The sequence below is a fragment of the Sphingomonas sp. PR090111-T3T-6A genome, from assembly GCF_000383095.1.
Taxonomy (GTDB): domain Bacteria; phylum Pseudomonadota; class Alphaproteobacteria; order Sphingomonadales; family Sphingomonadaceae; genus Solisphingomonas.
Map to the genome: position 1 here is coordinate 164,908 of NZ_AORL01000015.1, position 16,978 is coordinate 181,885.

Below are 16,978 nucleotides of genomic sequence, written 5' to 3' on the forward strand. Positions count from 1 at the left end.
ATGAGATATATTCATGCTTATTCGATGGATCGGGCGAGACTTCCGCTGAATGCACTGAGAGCGTTCGAAGCCGCCGCGCGGCATCTGAACTTCACGCGTGCGGCGATCGAGCTGCGCGTGAGTCAGGGCGCGGTCAGTCATCAGATCGCGGCTCTGGAGGAGCGCCTCGGCCTCGCCCTTTTCCGGCGCCTTCCACGCGGTCTCGCGCTGACCGATGAGGGCAGGGCGCTGGTGCCGGCCTTGGCCGACGCATTCGATCGGATCGGGGCTACGCTTGATCTCTATGCGGATGGGCGGCTTCGTGAGGCGTTGAACGTGGGTGTCATCGGCACCTTCGCCGCCGGCTGGCTGCTCCCACGGCTCCCCGCGTTCGAGCGTGCGTGTCCGCACATCGATCTGAGGCTGATGACCAACAATAATCGCGTCGATCTGGCCGGCGAGGGATTGGATTTCGCCATCCGGTTCGGGGATGGCGCATGGCACGGCACGCACGCCGAGCCGATCCTGGAGGCGCCGCTCTCTCCTCTGTGCAATCCGGGCATCGCGGGACGCCTCGCTGACCCCTCGATGCTCGTACGCGAAACGCTCCTTCGTTCGTATCGCAGCGATGAGTGGCCGCGCTGGTTCGAGGCCGCGGGTATCTCCTGTCCGACGTTGCGAGGGCCGGTGTTCGACAGCTCGCTGGCGATGGTGGCTGCGGCGCATATCGGGGTGGGAGTAGCGCTCACCCCACCGTCGATGTTCGCCCATGACCTGATCGCGGGCCGGCTCATTCAGCCCTTCGCCATCGAGGCCGTCACCGGCACCTATTGGCTGACGCGGCTCATGTCGCGGAGGGATACGGCTGCCATGAGGGCATTCCGAACATGGTTGATGGCGGAAGCCGGAACGTGATGCATGGAACCGGGGCGACGCCCTGCTTCAGCAGATTCCCGAGCAGGCGCCGCCGTCGCAGGGTGGCTTTCTGGAACGGCGATCCCTTTCCGCAATCGCGCCGGCCCGTTCCTGGTGATCGACCAGCAACGGCGTGCCATTGCGCGTTTGTCATCGGCATTTCCTATCCTCCCTGTGCGAGAGGAGAGCGTAATGGTGACCTCGGAAGCCCTTCAGGCGAGCACAGGCTCGGCAGTGGCACGGACGACAATCGCCAGCCATCCTGTCGAATGGTACGCGCAACCGGCGCGGCCCGGATATCAGCCTTCCTTCCTGGGCACCGCGGTGCCGCTGCCGGTCCTGCCCCAGACGCTCGCCGCTGACGTCACCTTGCTGGCCGACGGGAGCAGGGAGCTGCGCTACATGCACTACAGCGTGGTGATGTCCGCATCGCGCAGGTTCGCCTATTTCTCCGCAGCGAACATCGATGGGGCGTCCCTGTTGTCGCTGTCGCGAACCGATCGCGATCCTGATCATCCCGAAACGTCGGGCGTTGCGGAACCAAGGGCAGCGGATGTCTGGTGGTTCGACGGTCGAATCCCCGCCGCCAGCCAGGTCGGGGCCGGGATCTATGACGGGACCGATTTCGACTTCGGCCACCTGACGCGCCGGCTCGATCCGGTCTGGGGCGATCCGTCGTCGGCGCGGGTCGCGAACGACGACACCTTCCATATGACCAACTGCACGCCGCAGGCGCACGCCCTGAACACCGGCACATGGGAGCAGCTCGAGAATGCGGTGCTCGATGCCGCGCGGGATCACAAGCTCAAGTTCGTCGTCATCACCGGCCCGGTCCTCGACCCCCGCGATCCCGTCATCCGCGATGTGCAGATCCCGACCGCCTACTGGAAGGTGATCGGCTATGTGGACGGCGGCGCGCTGGTCGCGTTGGGCTTTCTCCAGTGGCAGACCGACCTCATCGGCAAGATTGGCCAGGAGGCGCGCCTGGCCGAACTCGACAAGGCCGAGCAATGGCACGTGCCGATCAGCGACATCGTGCGCCTGACGGCACTCGACTTCGGTCCGCTGCACGATGCCGACGTCAAGGCAGGGGCGGCGGGCGAAGAGCTCACGGCCGATCTGGTCGATCAACTGGCCGCCCGCTTCGCGACGGCAGCGAACGCTTGATTGCCCTGCGCGGGACTCCCGCCTCGCGCGCGCTAAGCGTCATGCCCGTGCTGTATGATCAATGCCTCTATTGGCCGGGTGGCTCCCGGGCCGAACTGGGCACCTCAATCCACCGCCATCCAGCGCTGCACGGCCTCCAGAGTGTCGGCCGGCGTGGAATTGAATGCAATTCTGCTGTGTGGTGCGAGCTGGTGCACAAGATTGATGACCTTCTCGAACAGCGGCAGCAACTCGGGCGGCTGCCGAAGGCCAGCCCCGATGACGATGCAGTCATAGCGTTTGCTTTGAAGCGCCTGTTCGATGACGCGCTCAGCGGATTCTCCGCGATCAACGAGGCAACTGTCGGTATCGAGGCCGTTGGCCCGAAGTCGATCGATCTGGTCGTCGATATAGGCGCGGACGAGGTCGACCGACAGCGTCGGGAAGGCACTCAGGTCGGCGAATGATGGATCAAGGCCGATGGCCAGCACACGCCCGATCAGGGCCTTCGCTCCATGAGGATCAGGATGAGGCATCGCCAGCCTGCTCCCAACGGATCGCGTCGTTGGAAAAGCCGTCACGCTGCACCCTGACGACACAGAAACGATGTCCGGACGGGGCCCGCATGATCACCCAACGTTCCATGCGCGTATCTATCGTCGCTCCCAGTCTCTCGAGGCGCTCCACTTCGGCAGCGATGTCGTCGGTTTCGATATCGAGATGGATGCGGCTCTCATGGTCGACACGCTGGATCTGTACGCTGATCTGACCTTGGGGGGTCGTGAGCATACGGTAGTTCCCACGGGTTCCGGGGTGATCGGGGTCGATCGGTCTGCCCAGCGCGGCGGCCCAGAAGCTGGCCGCTGCGTCGATGTCTTCGGTTTGGCAATCGATGAGAATGCCATTGATGCGGGATTTGTGCATGCGACGCCTCCAAAGTGGTCTGGTTGAATCGATCTCCTGCAAAGCCAATCGGTTATGTTGTAGATCGCACGAGTCACGATTGCCAATAAGTGAGGTCGGCGCGATCATCGGCCATGCCGGGTTGGTGCTGGATCGCTTCCTGAAGGACGTCGGCACCTTCCGCATGCTCTGGCCGCCGAGCCGGCACCTCACGCCCCGATTGCGCGCTTTCGTCGATTTCATGACGCAACATCTCTTCGCGGACATTTCCAATGGCTGACAGCCATCCTTCGGCACGGCGGGGCCGAGCGGCGCGATGACCGGGATATCGCGATGGTGATGGCCTACCGCCAACGGTGGGCGCGGTATCAGCGAGGCGTGAGCAGTCGCGGAACGTCGTGGCGGCCAACGAGACATAGCTCCGCCATCAAGAGAAACACCAGAATTTCTGCGATGGAAGAGATGGCTCCCCAAGTATTACACATATCGAATTACTTCCGTATTCCAACAGTTGAAGCACGTCAATTGGTGAGTCGCTATCGATCCGCCTTTATATTGGCGTTCGACGACGAACACGCTATTTAAATATTGGAGCTGGCGCGCAATACTCCTATGTAAAGTGCGCCGGTTCCAGTTTGAAACCGACCGCGCCACACACCTTTCCAGTGGTTTACTTCCCGATAGCCGTCGTTGTCCTCGGCAGTTCAATGCCCCGAAAGGCACTGTAGCACGTTCCGAGTCTTCCCACGGCAGGGAAGGCCGCCTGAAGGGCGTGATTGTAGACCCTCCGTCCGCGTTCCGCTGGCGGAGGGCGATCGACTCGTCTGCCGGCAGTTCAATCTCTTTCGAGGCTGTGGCACATCCGACTTACTTATCGATCTGGAGACAGGTTGGCCGGTCCTGGCTCAAGTCTCAAGGGGGAGGGCACCGACCTGCCGGATGCGGGCAGCTCAGTTCTCCAAGGGGGCATTTATGTGCCGCATATGGACTTGAAGCGTCGATTCTCCTGAACCTGCGTTTGGGATCCGTGTCCTGCATCTCGATCGTGCGGCGCTTTGGAATGGGAACCATCGACGGAAGTTTCGTGATTCGACCTGGGACGTTCCCGGTCGGCCAGCATTGGAATGATGCCGGCCTAAGTCGGAAGCCAGGGCGAACATGTCGTTGAGCTGCTGGGGGTGCAGCGACAGGCCGATCGTGCGACAATCCGCGACTACCTCCGCGTCTTCGCCCAAGCACGAGATATGTGTGCCGCTGCGACGTACGGCGCTTGCATTGTACGCCGTTCTGGCGTACAGAGACTGCGAAGGAGACAGGAGGTATCCATGTTGGCATACCACGACGATATCGCCGCGATCGACGAGCGCAGTACGGAGCGCATGTCGTTTCGTACCAAGCGGCGCATCAAGGAAACGATCCAGAAGGCGGCAGCGCTTTCCGGGGTCGATGACTCTTCGTTCACGATGAACGCGGCATACAAGGCGGCCATGGAGACGATTGCCGCGCATGAGCACACCATGCTCGCGCCGATCGACCACCAGGCGTTCTTTGCTGCCCTCGATCGCGAGCCTGCGCCTACTGAAAGGCTTCGCGCAGCCTTCGCTCGCCACAAGCAGACGATCGAGAGCAAGTGAAGACAGAACCAGCGGACCCAAAATCCACCATCGAGCCGCTCGATCCTACCAAGCACGATCGAGCGGCTTTTTCGTGCGGCATCGGCCAGGTCGACAACTATTTCCAAAAAACGGCCAATAAGCTCATGCAGGCCGGCAACGCGCGCGTCTATGTCATGACGAGGCCCGATGGCGCGCTTATCGGCTTCTATGCGACCAATGCGCACGCGGTTCACTACAGCGAGCTACCCGCGAAGTTCGCGCGCGATCGGCCCGGCCATGGGATGATTCCGGCAGCCTATATCTCGATGATCGGGGTTGATGCCCATCATCAGGGGCGGGGCTTCGGAGGGGATCTCCTGGTGGACTGCCTCCGGCGCCTTGCGAATGCCGCCCAGGAACTCGGTATCCGCGTGATCCTGCTGGATGTCCTGGATTGTGGAAACGCCGACCTCGTCGAGCGGCGAAGGAGGCTCTACATCGATTACGGCTTCACACCATTCGAGGCGAATCCGCTACGGATGTACCTACCCATGGTCGATGTCGAAGCACTCATCGCGGAGAATCCCTAGCGACGAGCTTTCGGTCCTCGGCGCTGGTGCGATTGTGGTCATAAACTTAGTGGATATCATTCCGTTATCGCAATGAAGTCCGGCTTCTGCTCAAGAGCGTTTCCCCTCGATGAAGGAGGGGAAATCTCAATAGGAGCAATAGGTTGGCAAGACCGAGAAGTGCCGTTAGCCGTTACAAGCACCGCAAGAACAATGAGCCTGGAATTCGCGAAGCAGTCTTGTACGCACGCGTTTCAACTCCCGATCAGCAGCGCGAGGGCTATTCCATTCCGGCGCAGATCAAGCTGTTGGAGGACTATGCGGCGCTGAACGACATGGTCATCGTTTCAAGCCATATCGACGTGGAGACGGCCAGAAAGACCGGTCGAACCGCCTTCGGCGACATGCTGCGCTATCTGCGCCGGCGTCCCGAGGTTCGGATCATCCTCGTCGAGAAGACCGACCGGCTTTACCGTAACCTCAAGGATTGGGCGACCGTCGACGACCTTGGCGTCGAGGTGCACTTCGTCAAAGAGAATGTCGTGATGTCCGATGGCTGCCGATCGTCGGAGAAGTTCGTCCACGGCATCAAGGTGCTGATGGCCAAGGCTTATATCGACAATCTCTCCGAGGAAACACGAAAGGGCATGCTTGAGAAGGCACGGCAAGGCCATTGGCCGAGCTGCGCGCCGATCGGCTATCTCAACGTCAGGGACGGGCAGGGCAAGAACGTCATTGTTGTCGATCCGAAATTCGGACCGATCGTGGCACGTGTGTTCAATTGGTATGCGACCGGCCTTTATTCGCTGAAAGACGTGACGGCCAAGGCCAGGAATGCGGGCATGCGTTATCGCAAAAGCGGCCGACCGATCGGTGTCAGCACTGTTCATAACATCCTGCAAAACCGGCTATATACAGGCTCGTTCGAGTGGCTTGGGAATATCTACCAGGGCTCGCATGAGCCCTTGGTGTCCTCCGATACGTGGGAGGCGGTTCAGCATATCTTTGATGGCCGCGCTACTACCAACGTCCGCGCCAAGCCATGGTTCTTCCCTTTCACTGGCCTCGTGAAGTGCGGGCACTGCGGTTGCTCGCTCGTGGCTCAGGTGGCGAAGGGAAAGTATATCTATTATCGCTGCTCGGGGTTTCGTGGGAAATGCCCCGAACGCTATCTTCGACAAGAAGCCTTGGAAGGCCATTTCCTGAGCCTGCTGCGCAAGCTTCGATGCGATACGCAGGAATTCGGGAAGATCCGACACGATGTCGAGCAAGCCCGCCTAGGGGCGGGCGCAAATATTGGCGAATCGGCTTCGCTACCGCGCCGCGATCCACCACACGGCACACCCGGAGCCTTGGTACGCGATGGCCTTGCGCTGCTGGATATGGGGCGGACCGCGCACCTGCGACTTCCCAACCTGCCCGATGAGATGAAGCAGCAGGTGCTGAGTCTGATCTTCCTGCGCTGCTCCTGGGCAAATGGAGAACTGAACGGATGGTTCAATCCGCCGTTCGATATCCTTGCGGAGCAGGTAGCTGTAAACGCTGCTGGCGGCAGCGAGCCATCGCTGATCCAGAGGTTTGCCGATACCCTCTGCCAACCAACATCTGAAACCCGATTGCTCGTCGCTCGATATAACGCGATGTGCCGAGCGGACGAGGAGTTGGTCATCGAAAAGCCGAGGTCGGGAAACGATGAGAGTCCTTTCTTGCCGATAGCAGCGAAGCTCGCCGCTTGATCGACGCAACCGCTCGGCGTCGAAGGCATCGTTCCTACCCGTCGAGCGGTTGCGACGTCGCTAGTCTGGGCGGTGCCCGCGAAGTAGGTCGATCGCAGAGGGCTTGTGCCTTTCCCGAGAGTCCGCACTAAGGGCCTTCATGGATGAAGGCCTTCAAATAGAGAGTTTTTGGGAAGGTCGTTTGTCTAGTGCGCTTGTGCGAGGTTAACCCCGTGATCTGAGCGGAGTGGAAAGGAAGTTGGTTATGTCTGCATCCTTTGAGGAGACGACCTTGACCGTTGGGCTGCAGGGTCAGATCGCTCTACCCAACGATGTCCTGCAGTATCTTGGTGCTCAGGCAGGATCCAAATTGGTCGGGCGCAAGCTACCCAATGGGAGAGTCGAGATCCAACTGGCGCGGCCTGAGGGTCGCATTGCAGACGCCTTCGGCATGCTGAAACGGGAAGGGCAGCGGCCAATCTCAATTGACGAAATGAACGAGATAATCGAGCGCGGCTGGGCCGGAGAGCTGTGAAGATATTGAATAGCCGAGCGTGAAAGCCTGTCGCATTACGCGCTAAATTATGAAAATCTCGTCGATTGAAATCCTCACGAGCATTCCGAAGGAGGACTTTGCCTAGTCTTGGGATTTCAGAGAATCGTCAGACCAGATTACGGCGGGCTTGTTTTGGGCGAACCGTTGTTCAATATGTTCTATCACTTCATCGATCGTGAAAGTGGGCCCCTTGTCGTCCAGTGCCGCTCGGATTCTACGGCGGAAGAGTTCTTCCCGGAGATCGGCGTGAGGCTGCAGTTCCTTATGCTCGCTCAAGATCGTGAACACGGCTTCCGAGGGAGAAATGAAGATGCCGCGCTCAACCATGTCCAACATCCAATCCGCAAGATTGGATGGCAGATAGGCGTCAAATCGCAGGCCGCCCTTGCGCGCTTGCGCCCGCAGTTCCTGTGCCTGCGCTTTGGATGTGGCAACTTGATAGTCGGAATATGGCAATTCTGTCGATCCTTTATCCACGATAGTCGTTGATAGACGCAAGGTTTGTGAAAGTGATTGCGAAAGTCAGTGCAAGAAATTCGTCAGTGGACAGTAAAGGTATAATCGGATGACGCGGTTCATGTCATCGGTCTATCTCTTCTTTTTGAGAACGCATTTCACGACGGCGCGATTCTTTGAGCGGATATCGTTGATTTATTCTTCGCCACAGGGGCTGGCGGATCGAGCAGCGCCGAGCGAAGATACCAGTCGCCGTCGGTTGGGGTCGAGACGCCGCCTTGGAACAGCCGGTAACCGAATGCACCCGCGATCACCGCCGGGCTGCCCCCGAAGTTGTAGTCCCCCTTAAGCGTGAACGAGCCCGCAGAAGTTCCGCCGGTCTCATCGATGATCTTGATGCCCTCGACCGTCTGAGCGCCTAGGCCGCCGCGGTTGATGATGCTGATCGCGGTGGTACCGGATGTGCTGTTCGTCACGACCAGCCGGTCTGTCTGCGATCCCGTCACGCGAAATCGCGCTCGGCAACGTTGACGACGTCCGCTTTCCGTCCCGCCTTCAGCAGTTCCAAAGGTGCGCGATCGTCGAGCGCGCCATGCGCCTGTCGCAGCCACAGCCATCCCGAGCGCGCGTCCGGCGCCAGGCGGAGCACATCGGCAATTCCCTCCAGCGGCCTGCCGTCCACGAATTGCTCCAGCGGATAAGCCAGTTTCCGCTCGCCGCGAAGGAGGCCGACGACAGCCTTGCGCTGTTGCCACTTGCTGAGTGTCGAACGAGGAATCCCCAGCGACGCTTCTATTTCGCCGGCGCCGGCGACAGGGCCTGCCCAGCTCTCGAGCGGCCGCGGCGACGCATAGTCGAGCAGCCGCTGTCGCCCCTCCTCGATCGAGATCGACTTCCCCAGTCCGGTCCCACGGCTATGGGTTACCCGACCACTCTCGATGGGGACTGACGACGGCGGATGCCCGATCGCGATCTCCATCAACCTGCGGCGCAGCTGATTTTTTTCGCGCGTGAGCTGTCGCCGGGTCGCGCTCGGCAACTCGGCGATCGCGTTGTAGACGATGACGATCGTATCAGCCATCGTCTCGAGGTCGCCGGTCGGGACCTCCGGATTGCTCTGCGCGAGCGCGGCCCGGATCGCGGCTTCGCTCAATCCCGGGACCTTTTTCTCCCGCCGGCCTGCAAGCGCTAGGTTAGCCATAGTCAACTCCGACCCATCGGACGTTACCCTAGATAGCATCGATTGCCTCGATTGTCCACTTTGCCTCGAATTGCCGCCATCAGTGGCGGCACTAGGCTGCCCGGGTCTGTCGCGCCAACACCCGCTTCTCTGCGCGCGTCCTGGTCTTCATACGAACGCATTCACGAGGGTGGTGGGTTATCTCGTCGCGGCGACCGGTCCTGTGTCGGTCGGTCTGCTGAGGGGATGTGATAGGTTCGACGCTTGGTTGTGGCTGGTGGTGGGGCGGTGTCGTTAATCAACGTGTTTTCGAGGAGGGTTTGAGTTTCTTGTTCGTGACTTCGTCACGACGCCGAAACCCGAACCCTCCTCGATTCACAACCCCCAATGTTCGACATACGCGATGACGGAGGAGAGATGCCGTCAGGACCTGATGAACGCGAGCAGGTCGGGGTTGAGAACATCGGCATGTGTGGTCAGCATGCCATGTGGGTAGCCCGGGTAGGTCTTCAGCGACCCGTTCTTGAGGCGATCGACCGCGCGCGGCACGGAACTGGCGAACGGGACGACTTGATCGGCCTCGCCATGCATCACCATCACCGGCACGGTGATCTTCTCGAGGTCTGCGGTATAGTCTTCGAGCCAGGAGTCGACCGTCGCGAGATGGGCGAGCGCGCCGCCGGCCATGCCCTGGCGCCACCAGTTCGCAATGATGGCCTCCGAACGCTCGGCCCCATCGAGATTGTAGCCGTAGAACGGATTCTCGGAGACGAAACGATAGAACTCCGATCGGTTGCCCAGCACGCCCCCGCGAATGGTCTCGAACCAGTCCGCCGGCTGACCGGACGGGTTGTCCTCGCTCCGGTACATGTTCGGCGTCAGGGAAGCGACGAGCACCGCCTTGGCGACGCGCTCCTGGTGGCGAGCGACATAGCGAGCCACCTCACCGCCACCGGTCGAGTGCCCGATATGGATCGCGTCGCGCAGGTCGAGGTGCTCGGTGAGGGCTGCGAGGTCTGCAACCCAGGTGTCCATGTCGTTACCGGTGCCGGGCTGGTCGGACCGGCCATGGCCGCGCCGGTCGTGGGCGATCACCCGATAGCCGTGGCGGAGGAAAAACAGCATCTGGGCATCCCAGTCGTCCGCCGACAGCGGCCAGCCGTGACTGAAAACGATCGGCTGACCCGATCCCCAATCCTTGTAGAAGATGTTCACGCCATCCTTGGTAGTGATCGTAGGCATTGTTCAGTCCTTTACGATGTGCCGCGGATGAGAGGCATCGCTCGCTGGCGCGGCGTTCCAGCGAGAAACTATAAAATATATGACCGGTCGTCTATTTGTCGGGCAAAAATGTTCAGGTCACGAGGGCGGGCAAAACGAAACCTTCAAAACTGTCGAACGGCGACCGGCTACGTTCGACCTTGGCACGCGTGACCGCGCCTTCGAACGCGTCGACCAGCGCGGCGGCAACTTGTGCCGGATCCTTTCCGGCCGGCAATTCACTCTGGGCCTGGGCTTCACGCAGGCATTCCGTGAGCGAGGCCATCCACTGGCGGTAGATTGCCGCTAGCTTGATGCGTACGCTCTCGCTCGACGGCGTGACCTCGATCGCCATATTCCCGATCAGGCATCCAACCGCGTAACGACGGCGTTCGTGAAACTCTACCAGGCCCGCGAAATAGCGCGCGATACGTGCAAGCGGCGGCGTGCCGTGATCGGCCAGGATCGGGCCGTAGGTAGCAAGCACCGAATCCCAATACTCGGTCAGGACTTCGACTGCGAAGGCCTCCTTGCTTTCGAAATAATTGTAGAACGAGCCCTTGGGCACACCTGCCGCCGCCGTGATCTCCTGCACGCCGGTGGCGTTGAAGCCGCGGGTGCTGACGAGGTCTCCCCCCTTTTTCAGGAGGCGCGATCGCGTTTCGGGGTTGGCTGGTCTGGGCATGAATAGATATATGACCGGTCGTCTTGTTATCGTCAAGCAGATTTTTGGGTGTGGGGTGCCGACTCGTCCGGTGAACTGCGTTTTCAACGGCTGACCGGCCCTGTCTTCTCCGGTTTGTCGACCGGCTAAGTTCATGACGTCCGCAATTAGGTCGGCAGGGGACGGGCTACGCGCCCCGTTTCGGTCATTCAGTGGCGACGTCGTCCATCCCGAACCTGCTCCGGCCCGGTTGGCCAAACTACGTAGTAGGTAACGCTGACTTGGAGATTTTGCAGCTGATCGGATTCCGGACGAGCGGTACAGGAACTTAATTCATCGGGATTTATCGATGCGATTTGACGCCCGCGGATGCATCGGATAAAAACGATGTATGGAAACCGATGACGCCTTGGCCGCACTCGCGGCGTTGTCCCATCCCACACGTCTGGACGCCTTCCGGCGCCTGGTTCGCCATGAGCCGGACGGATTGGCGACCGGCGATCTGGTCGCGGCCAGCGGCCTCACGCAGAGTACGTTCTCTACGCACCTAGCCGTGCTCGCCAAAGCTGGCCTGGTGACGTCGGAAAAGCGCGGCCGGCACCAGATTCAGCGCGCGAGCATCGATACACTCCGGCACCTCATGACATTCCTCGCCAAGGATTGTTGCGCGGGAAGCCCAGAACTTTGCGAGCCGCTGCTTGCCGATCTCACCTGTTGCTGAAGGACCGCCTCGTGGCCGACGTCATCATCTACCACAATTCCGACTGCGGCACGTCGCGCAACACGCTCGCGATGATCCGCAACGCCGGTATCGAGCCGCATGTCGTCGAATACCTCAAGACGCCGCCATCGCGTGTCATGCTGCTCCAGTTGATCGAGAGGGCGGGAATCAGCCCACGTCAGCTCCTGCGCGAGAAGGGCACGCCCTATGACACGCTTGGCCTCGGCGACGAAAGTCTGACGGACGCGGCGCTCGTAGACGCGATGATGACGCATCCGATCCTCATCAATCGGCCGCTGGTGGTCTCGCCGCTCGGCGTGCGCCTGTGCCGCCCCTCCGAGGTGGTGCTCAACATCCTGCCTGAGCCCCAGCGCGGCGCCTTCGCCAAGGAAGATGGCGAGCAGGTAGTCGATGCCGCCGGCAATTGCATCCTTCCGGCGTGAACCGTCGGGCCATTCTGGCCGAGGCGCTGGGCAGCTTCCTGCTGTTCGCGACTGTCATCGGCTCGGGCATCATGGCGGAGCGGCTTGCCGGCGGTAACATCGCTATCGCCCTGCTCGGTAACACGGTCGCGACGGGGGCCATCCTGTTCGTCCTGATCACGATGCTGGCGCCTCTATCTGGCGCGCACATGAATCCAGCGGTCACGTTGGTGATGCGCCTGCGTGGGCACATTCGGACCGACGCAGCCATCGCCTATGTCGTGGCGCAGATCGTGGGCGGCATTCTCGGCGTCTGGATGGCCCATCTGATGTTCGACGTTCCGATCCTCCAATTGTCGGACAGGATGCGCAGCGGCCCCGGCCAATGGATGGCCGAGGCAGTCGCCACCTTCGGCCTCGTCCTGACGATCCTGGGAACGGCGAGGGTGCGGCCTGACAGCATCCCGGCGAGCGTCGCGCTCTATATCACCGCCGCCTACTGGTTCACCTCGTCCACCAGCTTCGCCAATCCCGCCATCACCATCGCCCGTTCGCTGAGCCGCAGTTTCGCCGGGATCGCCCCGGTCTGCGTGCCCGGCTTCATCGCCGCGCAACTTGCCGGCGCGCTCGCCGCCCATTTGGTTAGCGCAACGATCTTCGACAGGCCGAAGGAAGCCCTATGAGTCGTGTCCGCATACTCACCGATCCCGATCATCTCCCTGCGCTTGATCCCGCCTTCGCAATCCGTCGTCCGGCGCTTGGCATCGGCGACGATCAGCAACCGCCCCGCATCCTGCTACTCTACGGATCACTCCGCGCTCGGTCCTTCTCGCGGCTGGCAGTCGAGGAAGCCGCGCGCCTGCTCCGGTTCTTCGGGGCCGAGACGCGCATCTTCGATCCATTCGACCTGCCGCTGCCCGATCAGTATCCCGGCGACGATCACGCGGCGGTCCACGAATTGCGCGAGCTATCGCTGTGGTCGGAGGGGCAGGTCTGGTGCAGCCCCGAGCGCCACGGCCAGATCAGCGGCATCATGAAGGCGCAGATCGATCACTTGCCGCTGGAGATGAAGGGCATGCGCCCGACGCAGGGGCGGACGCTCGCCGTCATGCAGGTGTCGGGCGGGTCACAGTCGTTCAATGCAGTCAACACGCTGCGCCTGCTCGGCCGCTGGATGCGGATGTTCACGATCCCGAACCAGTCATCCGTGGCGATGGCCTATAAGGAGTTCGACGAAGCCGGGCGGATGAAGCCGTCCAGCTATTACGACCGTATCGTCGATGTGATGGAAGAATTGGTACGCATCACCGTGCTGATGCGCTCGCACACCGCACAGTTGGTGGATCGCTATTCGGAACGCAAGGCCAGCGGCGTGGCGGTGGCCGTCGAAGATCACTCCACCATCGCGATTGGCCGCCGCTGACGGCAGACCCAGTGTTCCCGATCGGGAAGATTGATGCGGAGAGTGTCACTCCCGCCTCTGTTTCTTCCCGATCGGGAATTGTACGTCACTGGGTATCGATTACCTCCCTACGCCCCCCGAAGCGGGCATAGAGGGTCGGTAGCAGGAACAGGGTCAGCAGCGTCGCCGACACCAGCCCGCCGATCACCACAGTGGCCAGCGGCTTCTGCACCTCGGCGCCGGCGCCATGCCCGAGCGCCATCGGCACGAACCCGAGCGAGGCGACGAGCGCGGTCATGGCGACCGGGCGGAGCGGTTGCGACGTCGCTAGTCTGGGCGGTGCCCGCGAAGTAGGTCGATCGCAGAGGGCTTGTGCCTTTCCCGGGAGTCGACACTAAGGGACTTCATGGATGAAGGCCTTCAAATAGAGAGTCTTTGGGAAGGGCTTGAATATGGCCCGCCTGAGACGCGCGCGACCTACGCTGCGCTCGGGATTCGTGCGGGCGATCGGTGGGTGACCGAGATCGAGGATCGTTTGGCGGGGCGTACCCGGCGCCACGCGCCTCTCCCTGCCTATCATTTTGCCGAGTGGCTGACCTGGAACTGGTGGCGATTGCGCTGGGAGCCCTTTCGGCGGACCTCAAGCTGGGAACTCGCCCACAAGACAGCGACGATCGGCGGCGGATGGATCTGGCCGAATATCACCATCGTCACCGATGGCGAGCAAATCCTCTTCGATCCGGTCCCGACCGAGCCTGGTCCAGGCCAGCCATTGCGCTATCTGTCTTCTCTGCCGCTTTCCGTCAGCGCCGCAGATTTTGAGACGGCAATTGATGATTTCGTGCGCCGTGTGCTGGAGCGGTTGCGCGTTTCCGAAGTCGGGGCCACCAATCTCGCCGATCTGTGGCAAGCGCTTACCGTTGAGCGCGCAGATCCCCGATTAGCACGGTTCCGTAAGCTTGAGGCACTTTTGGGCTGGGATCCGGGCGAGGCGGACGATGCGCTGATCGAGCAACTAGAGGCGGAGAGCGAGGAACTAGGGACCGAGGCTATTGAGGAACTCGCCGCTGACGGTCCGGGAGAACGGGCTCCGCTCGATCGCATGGAACTCGTCGGGTTGGTCAACAGGAATGGCATCAGCGCTCGATCGGGCGATGCCGCGACACTTGGAGATGGATATCGGGAATCCTGCGGGGAAACCTCGGCTTGGCGGCAGGGCGTTCGTGCGGCGAGGGCATTGCGTGCGCTGGAGAAGCCGGGCGATGTCGTAACCGACGATCTACTTTGTGGAATGACCGGTGTGATGAAAGGCGCGACTGCAGCGTCGGCCACAGGAGCACCTCTGTCGTTCGAACTGAATGAACCTGGTGCTCGATCAAACATCGTGCTGCGTTCTCGGTACAGGAATGGACGGCGCTTCGATCTCGCGCGCATTTTTGGTGATCGGATTCTGGAAAAGAACGGGGAGCCGCTTCGGCCAGTGACCCGCAGCCGGACGCACCGACAGAAGGCGCAGATTGGCTTCGCCGCTGAATTACTCTGCCCGATTGAATCGCTTGTGACGGTCTTAGCCGGTGACCTGGCTGAAGATGCATATGAGGATGCTGCCGATCACTTTGGCGTCACGGCCAGAGTCGTGGAACTGCAACTCCTGGGCAATCGTATCATTGAAAGAAAAGATGCCCTGAAATCCTTCATGTAGGTTAGAGAAGCGATCACCTCCAGCTACGGTGTCCTCGATCCAAGTCGTGACGCGCTCAGCTTCCGCTGGCGCGATCAGCGGTCCGACTTCGGTCTCGGCGAAACAGGTTGGAAGCGCCGGGTGAGTGAGACTGACGTCTCGGGGGCTAGCATCCCGTCACGCGAAATCGCGCTGGGCAACCTTGACGACGTCCACCTTCCGGCCCGCCTTCAGCAACTCCAAAGGTGCGTGGCCGTCGAGCGCGCCATGCGCCTGTCGCAGCCACAGCCATCCGGATCGCGCGTCCGGCGCCAGGCGGAGCACATCGGCAACTCCCTCCAGCGGCCTGCCGTCCACGAATTGGACCAGCGGATAAGCCAGTTTCCGCTCACCACGAAGGAGACCGACAACCGCCTTGCGCTGCTGCCACTTGCTGAGTGTCGAACGAGGAATCCCCAGCGATGCTTCTATTTCGCCGGCGCCGGCGACAGGGCCCGCCCAGCTCCTGAGCGGCCGCGGCGACGCATAGTCGAGCAGCCGCTGTCGCCCCTCCTCGATCGAGATTGACTCCCCCAGTCCGGCTCCACAGCTATGGGTTACCCGACCACTCTCGACGGGGGCCGGCGACTCATGACCGGTCGCGACCTCCATCAACCTGCGGCGCAGCTGATTTTTTTCGCGCGTGAGCTGCCGCCGGGTCGCGCTCGGCAATTCGGCGATCGCGTTATAGATGACGACGATCGTATCGCCCAGGTAACGCTGCCGCAGGCCGATCGACTTCGCGGCATGGGGCTTTGGGCAGAAGGCAAGCTTGTTCGCGGCAAGTCTGGACCTGCCTGATGCGAATATTGATCAACTTGTGAAGGCGATTTCACGGGTAAAGGATTTGCAAAACTCGGTGGAGTATAACGCAATAGAAGGATGTATCAAAAAAAGCGATAATCATAAATATAACGCCTATCGTGGAGGTATGGTCTCGATTTTAGTAGTTTATTGTACTTTATTTTAGGTATGATTGCCGTTGATGCAAAAGAATACCTGAAAAATTCAGCTTAACGCCCCGACATCCGACATCTGGCAGCGATCCCGGCGATCCGAAAGCGATCGCTTAATCAAACGCACAGCCAGATGCTCATCATGGCGGGATGATCTTAGCACCATAATCCTGCCCACGGCTTGATCGTCTGCCACCACTCGACCGGCGTCAGAATGCGAAGTGGAAGCGCCGGTAGAAGGTGGCGCTTTTTAATGATCGTCTTGTGGTCACGCGTGCAAAACACGTCGCAGCCCATGCCGATCGCGTTGCCGAGAAGCTCTCGATCGTTCGGGTCGGGAAGCGCGCTCAAAAGAGTGCTGTCGTTGAGACGGCGACCGAGGTCCCGACCGTGGCGGCTGCCCGCGCTGATCTGGTCGGCCACCTGGATCGCGTAATCCATGAGCCGTTCGCGAACGTCCTCGTCCGGCGTGTTTGAGATTTCCTCGATGGTCTTGGCCGATGCGGCGAGCTCCCAATAAGCCCTCTGGCCGGTGAAGAAGACGTGCATCAGCGCTTCGATGTCGTGTGCCGTCTTCTCGTCCACGCTCATGGGAGCGGGAACGTTCTCGAAGACCTGCTCCGGCCACTTCACGATGAGGTTCACGACGTTCGTGTCGAGGAAGATCTTTCCCGGGACCTTCTCGAACGGATTGGCCCTGCAATCAGCAGATTGCTCTTGCTGACTTGCATAGAAGATCCAACGCCTGCGAAGCGGATCCCAGCGCTCTAGCGTCATTTCGGTCTCGGCCCCTCGACACCCGGGAAGGGCGCAGGCGGC

The 16,978-nt window shown here is 60.9% G+C and carries 22 protein-coding genes and 2 pseudogenes; 13 read left to right on the forward strand and 11 right to left on the reverse strand.

Going from position 1 to position 16,978, the window contains the following annotated elements:
- The first annotated feature begins 24 nt into the window (after positions 1 to 24).
- A complete protein-coding gene (locus tag ST3T6A_RS0107955) occupies positions 25 to 894 on the forward strand; it encodes a LysR family transcriptional regulator (RefSeq protein WP_026359529.1) in 870 nt (289 codons plus the stop codon).
- A 192-nt stretch (positions 895 to 1,086) separates the two neighbouring features.
- Complete coding sequence (locus ST3T6A_RS20795) at positions 1,087 to 2,061, forward strand: DNA/RNA non-specific endonuclease (RefSeq protein ID WP_019832386.1); 975 nt, start codon at positions 1,087 to 1,089, stop codon at positions 2,059 to 2,061.
- A 104-nt stretch (positions 2,062 to 2,165) separates the two neighbouring features.
- Here ST3T6A_RS20795 and ST3T6A_RS0107965 read toward each other — a convergent pair whose 3' ends face one another.
- Positions 2,166 to 2,531 (reverse strand): hypothetical protein, encoded by a 366-nt coding sequence (locus ST3T6A_RS0107965; protein ID WP_019832387.1) that lies wholly within the window; start codon positions 2,529 to 2,531, stop codon positions 2,166 to 2,168.
- Between the two features lie 31 nt (positions 2,532 to 2,562).
- Positions 2,563 to 2,964, reverse strand: coding sequence for a VOC family protein (locus ST3T6A_RS0107970; RefSeq protein WP_019832388.1), 402 nt, complete (start codon positions 2,962 to 2,964; stop codon positions 2,563 to 2,565).
- A 79-nt stretch (positions 2,965 to 3,043) separates the two neighbouring features.
- On the opposite strand from ST3T6A_RS0107970, the gene ST3T6A_RS21855 reads away from it, so the two are divergent.
- The 5 genes from ST3T6A_RS21855 (at position 3,044) to ST3T6A_RS0107995 (ending at position 7,357) form a co-directional block, all read left to right on the forward strand.
- On the forward strand, positions 3,044 to 3,223 hold the full coding sequence (locus ST3T6A_RS21855; protein WP_019832389.1) for a hypothetical protein: 180 nt from the start codon (positions 3,044 to 3,046) through the stop codon (positions 3,221 to 3,223).
- Between the two features lie 1,045 nt (positions 3,224 to 4,268).
- Complete coding sequence (locus ST3T6A_RS0107980; RefSeq protein WP_019832390.1) at positions 4,269 to 4,577, forward strand: type II toxin-antitoxin system TacA family antitoxin; 309 nt, start codon at positions 4,269 to 4,271, stop codon at positions 4,575 to 4,577.
- Positions 4,574 to 5,128, forward strand: a complete 555-nt coding sequence (locus ST3T6A_RS0107985; RefSeq protein WP_019832391.1) for an N-acetyltransferase — start codon at positions 4,574 to 4,576, stop codon at positions 5,126 to 5,128. The genes ST3T6A_RS0107980 and ST3T6A_RS0107985 overlap by 4 nt, the downstream gene beginning before the upstream one ends.
- A gap of 218 nt (positions 5,129 to 5,346) precedes the next feature.
- Positions 5,347 to 6,843, forward strand: a complete 1,497-nt coding sequence (locus ST3T6A_RS19665) for a recombinase family protein (protein ID WP_019832392.1) — start codon at positions 5,347 to 5,349, stop codon at positions 6,841 to 6,843.
- A 244-nt stretch (positions 6,844 to 7,087) separates the two neighbouring features.
- Positions 7,088 to 7,357, forward strand: coding sequence for a hypothetical protein (locus ST3T6A_RS0107995; protein ID WP_019832393.1), 270 nt, complete (start codon positions 7,088 to 7,090; stop codon positions 7,355 to 7,357).
- Positions 7,358 to 7,459: 102 nt separating this feature from the next.
- Here ST3T6A_RS0107995 and ST3T6A_RS0108000 read toward each other — a convergent pair whose 3' ends face one another.
- The 5 genes from ST3T6A_RS0108000 to ST3T6A_RS0108020 all read right to left on the reverse strand — a co-directional run bounded on the left by ST3T6A_RS0108000 (position 7,460) and on the right by ST3T6A_RS0108020 (position 10,959).
- Positions 7,460 to 7,855, reverse strand: coding sequence for a CopG family transcriptional regulator (locus ST3T6A_RS0108000; RefSeq protein WP_235785750.1), 396 nt, complete (start codon positions 7,853 to 7,855; stop codon positions 7,460 to 7,462).
- Positions 7,856 to 7,992: 137 nt separating this feature from the next.
- A complete protein-coding gene (locus ST3T6A_RS0108005; protein WP_083937403.1) occupies positions 7,993 to 8,451 on the reverse strand; it encodes an autotransporter outer membrane beta-barrel domain-containing protein in 459 nt (152 codons plus the stop codon).
- The gene (locus ST3T6A_RS19670) at positions 8,337 to 8,987 is read right to left on the reverse strand and encodes an antitoxin Xre/MbcA/ParS-like domain-containing protein (RefSeq protein WP_019832396.1); all 651 of its coding nucleotides are present in this window, start codon (positions 8,985 to 8,987) and stop codon (positions 8,337 to 8,339) included. The genes ST3T6A_RS0108005 and ST3T6A_RS19670 overlap by 115 nt, the downstream gene beginning before the upstream one ends.
- A 450-nt stretch (positions 8,988 to 9,437) precedes the next feature.
- On the reverse strand, positions 9,438 to 10,256 hold the full coding sequence (locus ST3T6A_RS0108015; RefSeq protein ID WP_026359530.1) for an alpha/beta fold hydrolase: 819 nt from the start codon (positions 10,254 to 10,256) through the stop codon (positions 9,438 to 9,440).
- Positions 10,257 to 10,368: 112 nt separating this feature from the next.
- On the reverse strand, positions 10,369 to 10,959 hold the full coding sequence (locus tag ST3T6A_RS0108020; RefSeq protein WP_019832398.1) for a TetR/AcrR family transcriptional regulator: 591 nt from the start codon (positions 10,957 to 10,959) through the stop codon (positions 10,369 to 10,371).
- 370 nt (positions 10,960 to 11,329) lie between these two features.
- On the opposite strand from ST3T6A_RS0108020, the gene ST3T6A_RS0108025 reads away from it, so the two are divergent.
- The 4 genes from ST3T6A_RS0108025 to arsH are packed head-to-tail and all read left to right on the forward strand — an operon-like array spanning position 11,330 to position 13,504.
- Positions 11,330 to 11,659 (forward strand): ArsR/SmtB family transcription factor, encoded by a 330-nt coding sequence (locus ST3T6A_RS0108025; protein WP_019832399.1) that lies wholly within the window; start codon positions 11,330 to 11,332, stop codon positions 11,657 to 11,659.
- A gap of 11 nt (positions 11,660 to 11,670) precedes the next feature.
- The gene (gene arsC / locus ST3T6A_RS0108030) at positions 11,671 to 12,102 is read left to right on the forward strand and encodes an arsenate reductase (glutaredoxin) (RefSeq protein ID WP_026359531.1); all 432 of its coding nucleotides are present in this window, start codon (positions 11,671 to 11,673) and stop codon (positions 12,100 to 12,102) included.
- The gene (locus ST3T6A_RS0108035; RefSeq protein WP_026359532.1) at positions 12,099 to 12,764 is read left to right on the forward strand and encodes an aquaporin; all 666 of its coding nucleotides are present in this window, start codon (positions 12,099 to 12,101) and stop codon (positions 12,762 to 12,764) included. The genes arsC and ST3T6A_RS0108035 overlap by 4 nt, the downstream gene beginning before the upstream one ends.
- The gene (gene arsH / locus ST3T6A_RS0108040; RefSeq protein WP_019832402.1) at positions 12,761 to 13,504 is read left to right on the forward strand and encodes an arsenical resistance protein ArsH; all 744 of its coding nucleotides are present in this window, start codon (positions 12,761 to 12,763) and stop codon (positions 13,502 to 13,504) included. Before ST3T6A_RS0108035 ends, arsH begins: the two co-directional genes overlap by 4 nt.
- An 85-nt stretch (positions 13,505 to 13,589) precedes the next feature.
- Here the strand turns inward: arsH and ST3T6A_RS0108045 are convergent.
- A pseudogene (locus tag ST3T6A_RS0108045) lies at positions 13,590 to 13,802 on the reverse strand (efflux RND transporter permease subunit); the annotation flags it as partial.
- Positions 13,803 to 13,889: 87 nt separating this feature from the next.
- On the opposite strand from ST3T6A_RS0108045, the gene ST3T6A_RS0108050 reads away from it, so the two are divergent.
- The gene (locus ST3T6A_RS0108050; protein ID WP_019832404.1) at positions 13,890 to 15,185 is read left to right on the forward strand and encodes a hypothetical protein; all 1,296 of its coding nucleotides are present in this window, start codon (positions 13,890 to 13,892) and stop codon (positions 15,183 to 15,185) included.
- Between the two features lie 156 nt (positions 15,186 to 15,341).
- On the opposite strand, the gene ST3T6A_RS21795 is transcribed toward ST3T6A_RS0108050, so the two are convergent.
- Together ST3T6A_RS21795 and ST3T6A_RS22225 are read right to left on the reverse strand one after the other, a co-directional pair.
- The gene (locus ST3T6A_RS21795) at positions 15,342 to 15,488 is read right to left on the reverse strand and encodes an antitoxin Xre/MbcA/ParS toxin-binding domain-containing protein (RefSeq protein WP_193378618.1); all 147 of its coding nucleotides are present in this window, start codon (positions 15,486 to 15,488) and stop codon (positions 15,342 to 15,344) included.
- 30 nt (positions 15,489 to 15,518) lie between these two features.
- A pseudogene (locus tag ST3T6A_RS22225) lies at positions 15,519 to 15,815 on the reverse strand (antitoxin Xre/MbcA/ParS-like domain-containing protein); the annotation flags it as partial.
- Between ST3T6A_RS22225 and ST3T6A_RS21800 the strand changes: the two are divergent.
- Positions 15,795 to 16,004: a hypothetical protein gene (locus ST3T6A_RS21800; protein WP_193378619.1), complete on the forward strand. Its 210-nt coding sequence runs from the start codon at positions 15,795 to 15,797 to the stop codon at positions 16,002 to 16,004. The pseudogene ST3T6A_RS22225 and the gene ST3T6A_RS21800 overlap by 21 nt on opposite strands.
- 311 nt (positions 16,005 to 16,315) lie before the next feature.
- Here the strand turns inward: ST3T6A_RS21800 and ST3T6A_RS0108060 are convergent, their stop codons facing one another.
- Positions 16,316 to 16,936, reverse strand: a complete 621-nt coding sequence (locus ST3T6A_RS0108060) for a hypothetical protein (RefSeq protein WP_019832406.1) — start codon at positions 16,934 to 16,936, stop codon at positions 16,316 to 16,318.
- Between the last annotated feature and the right edge of the window lie 42 nt (positions 16,937 to 16,978).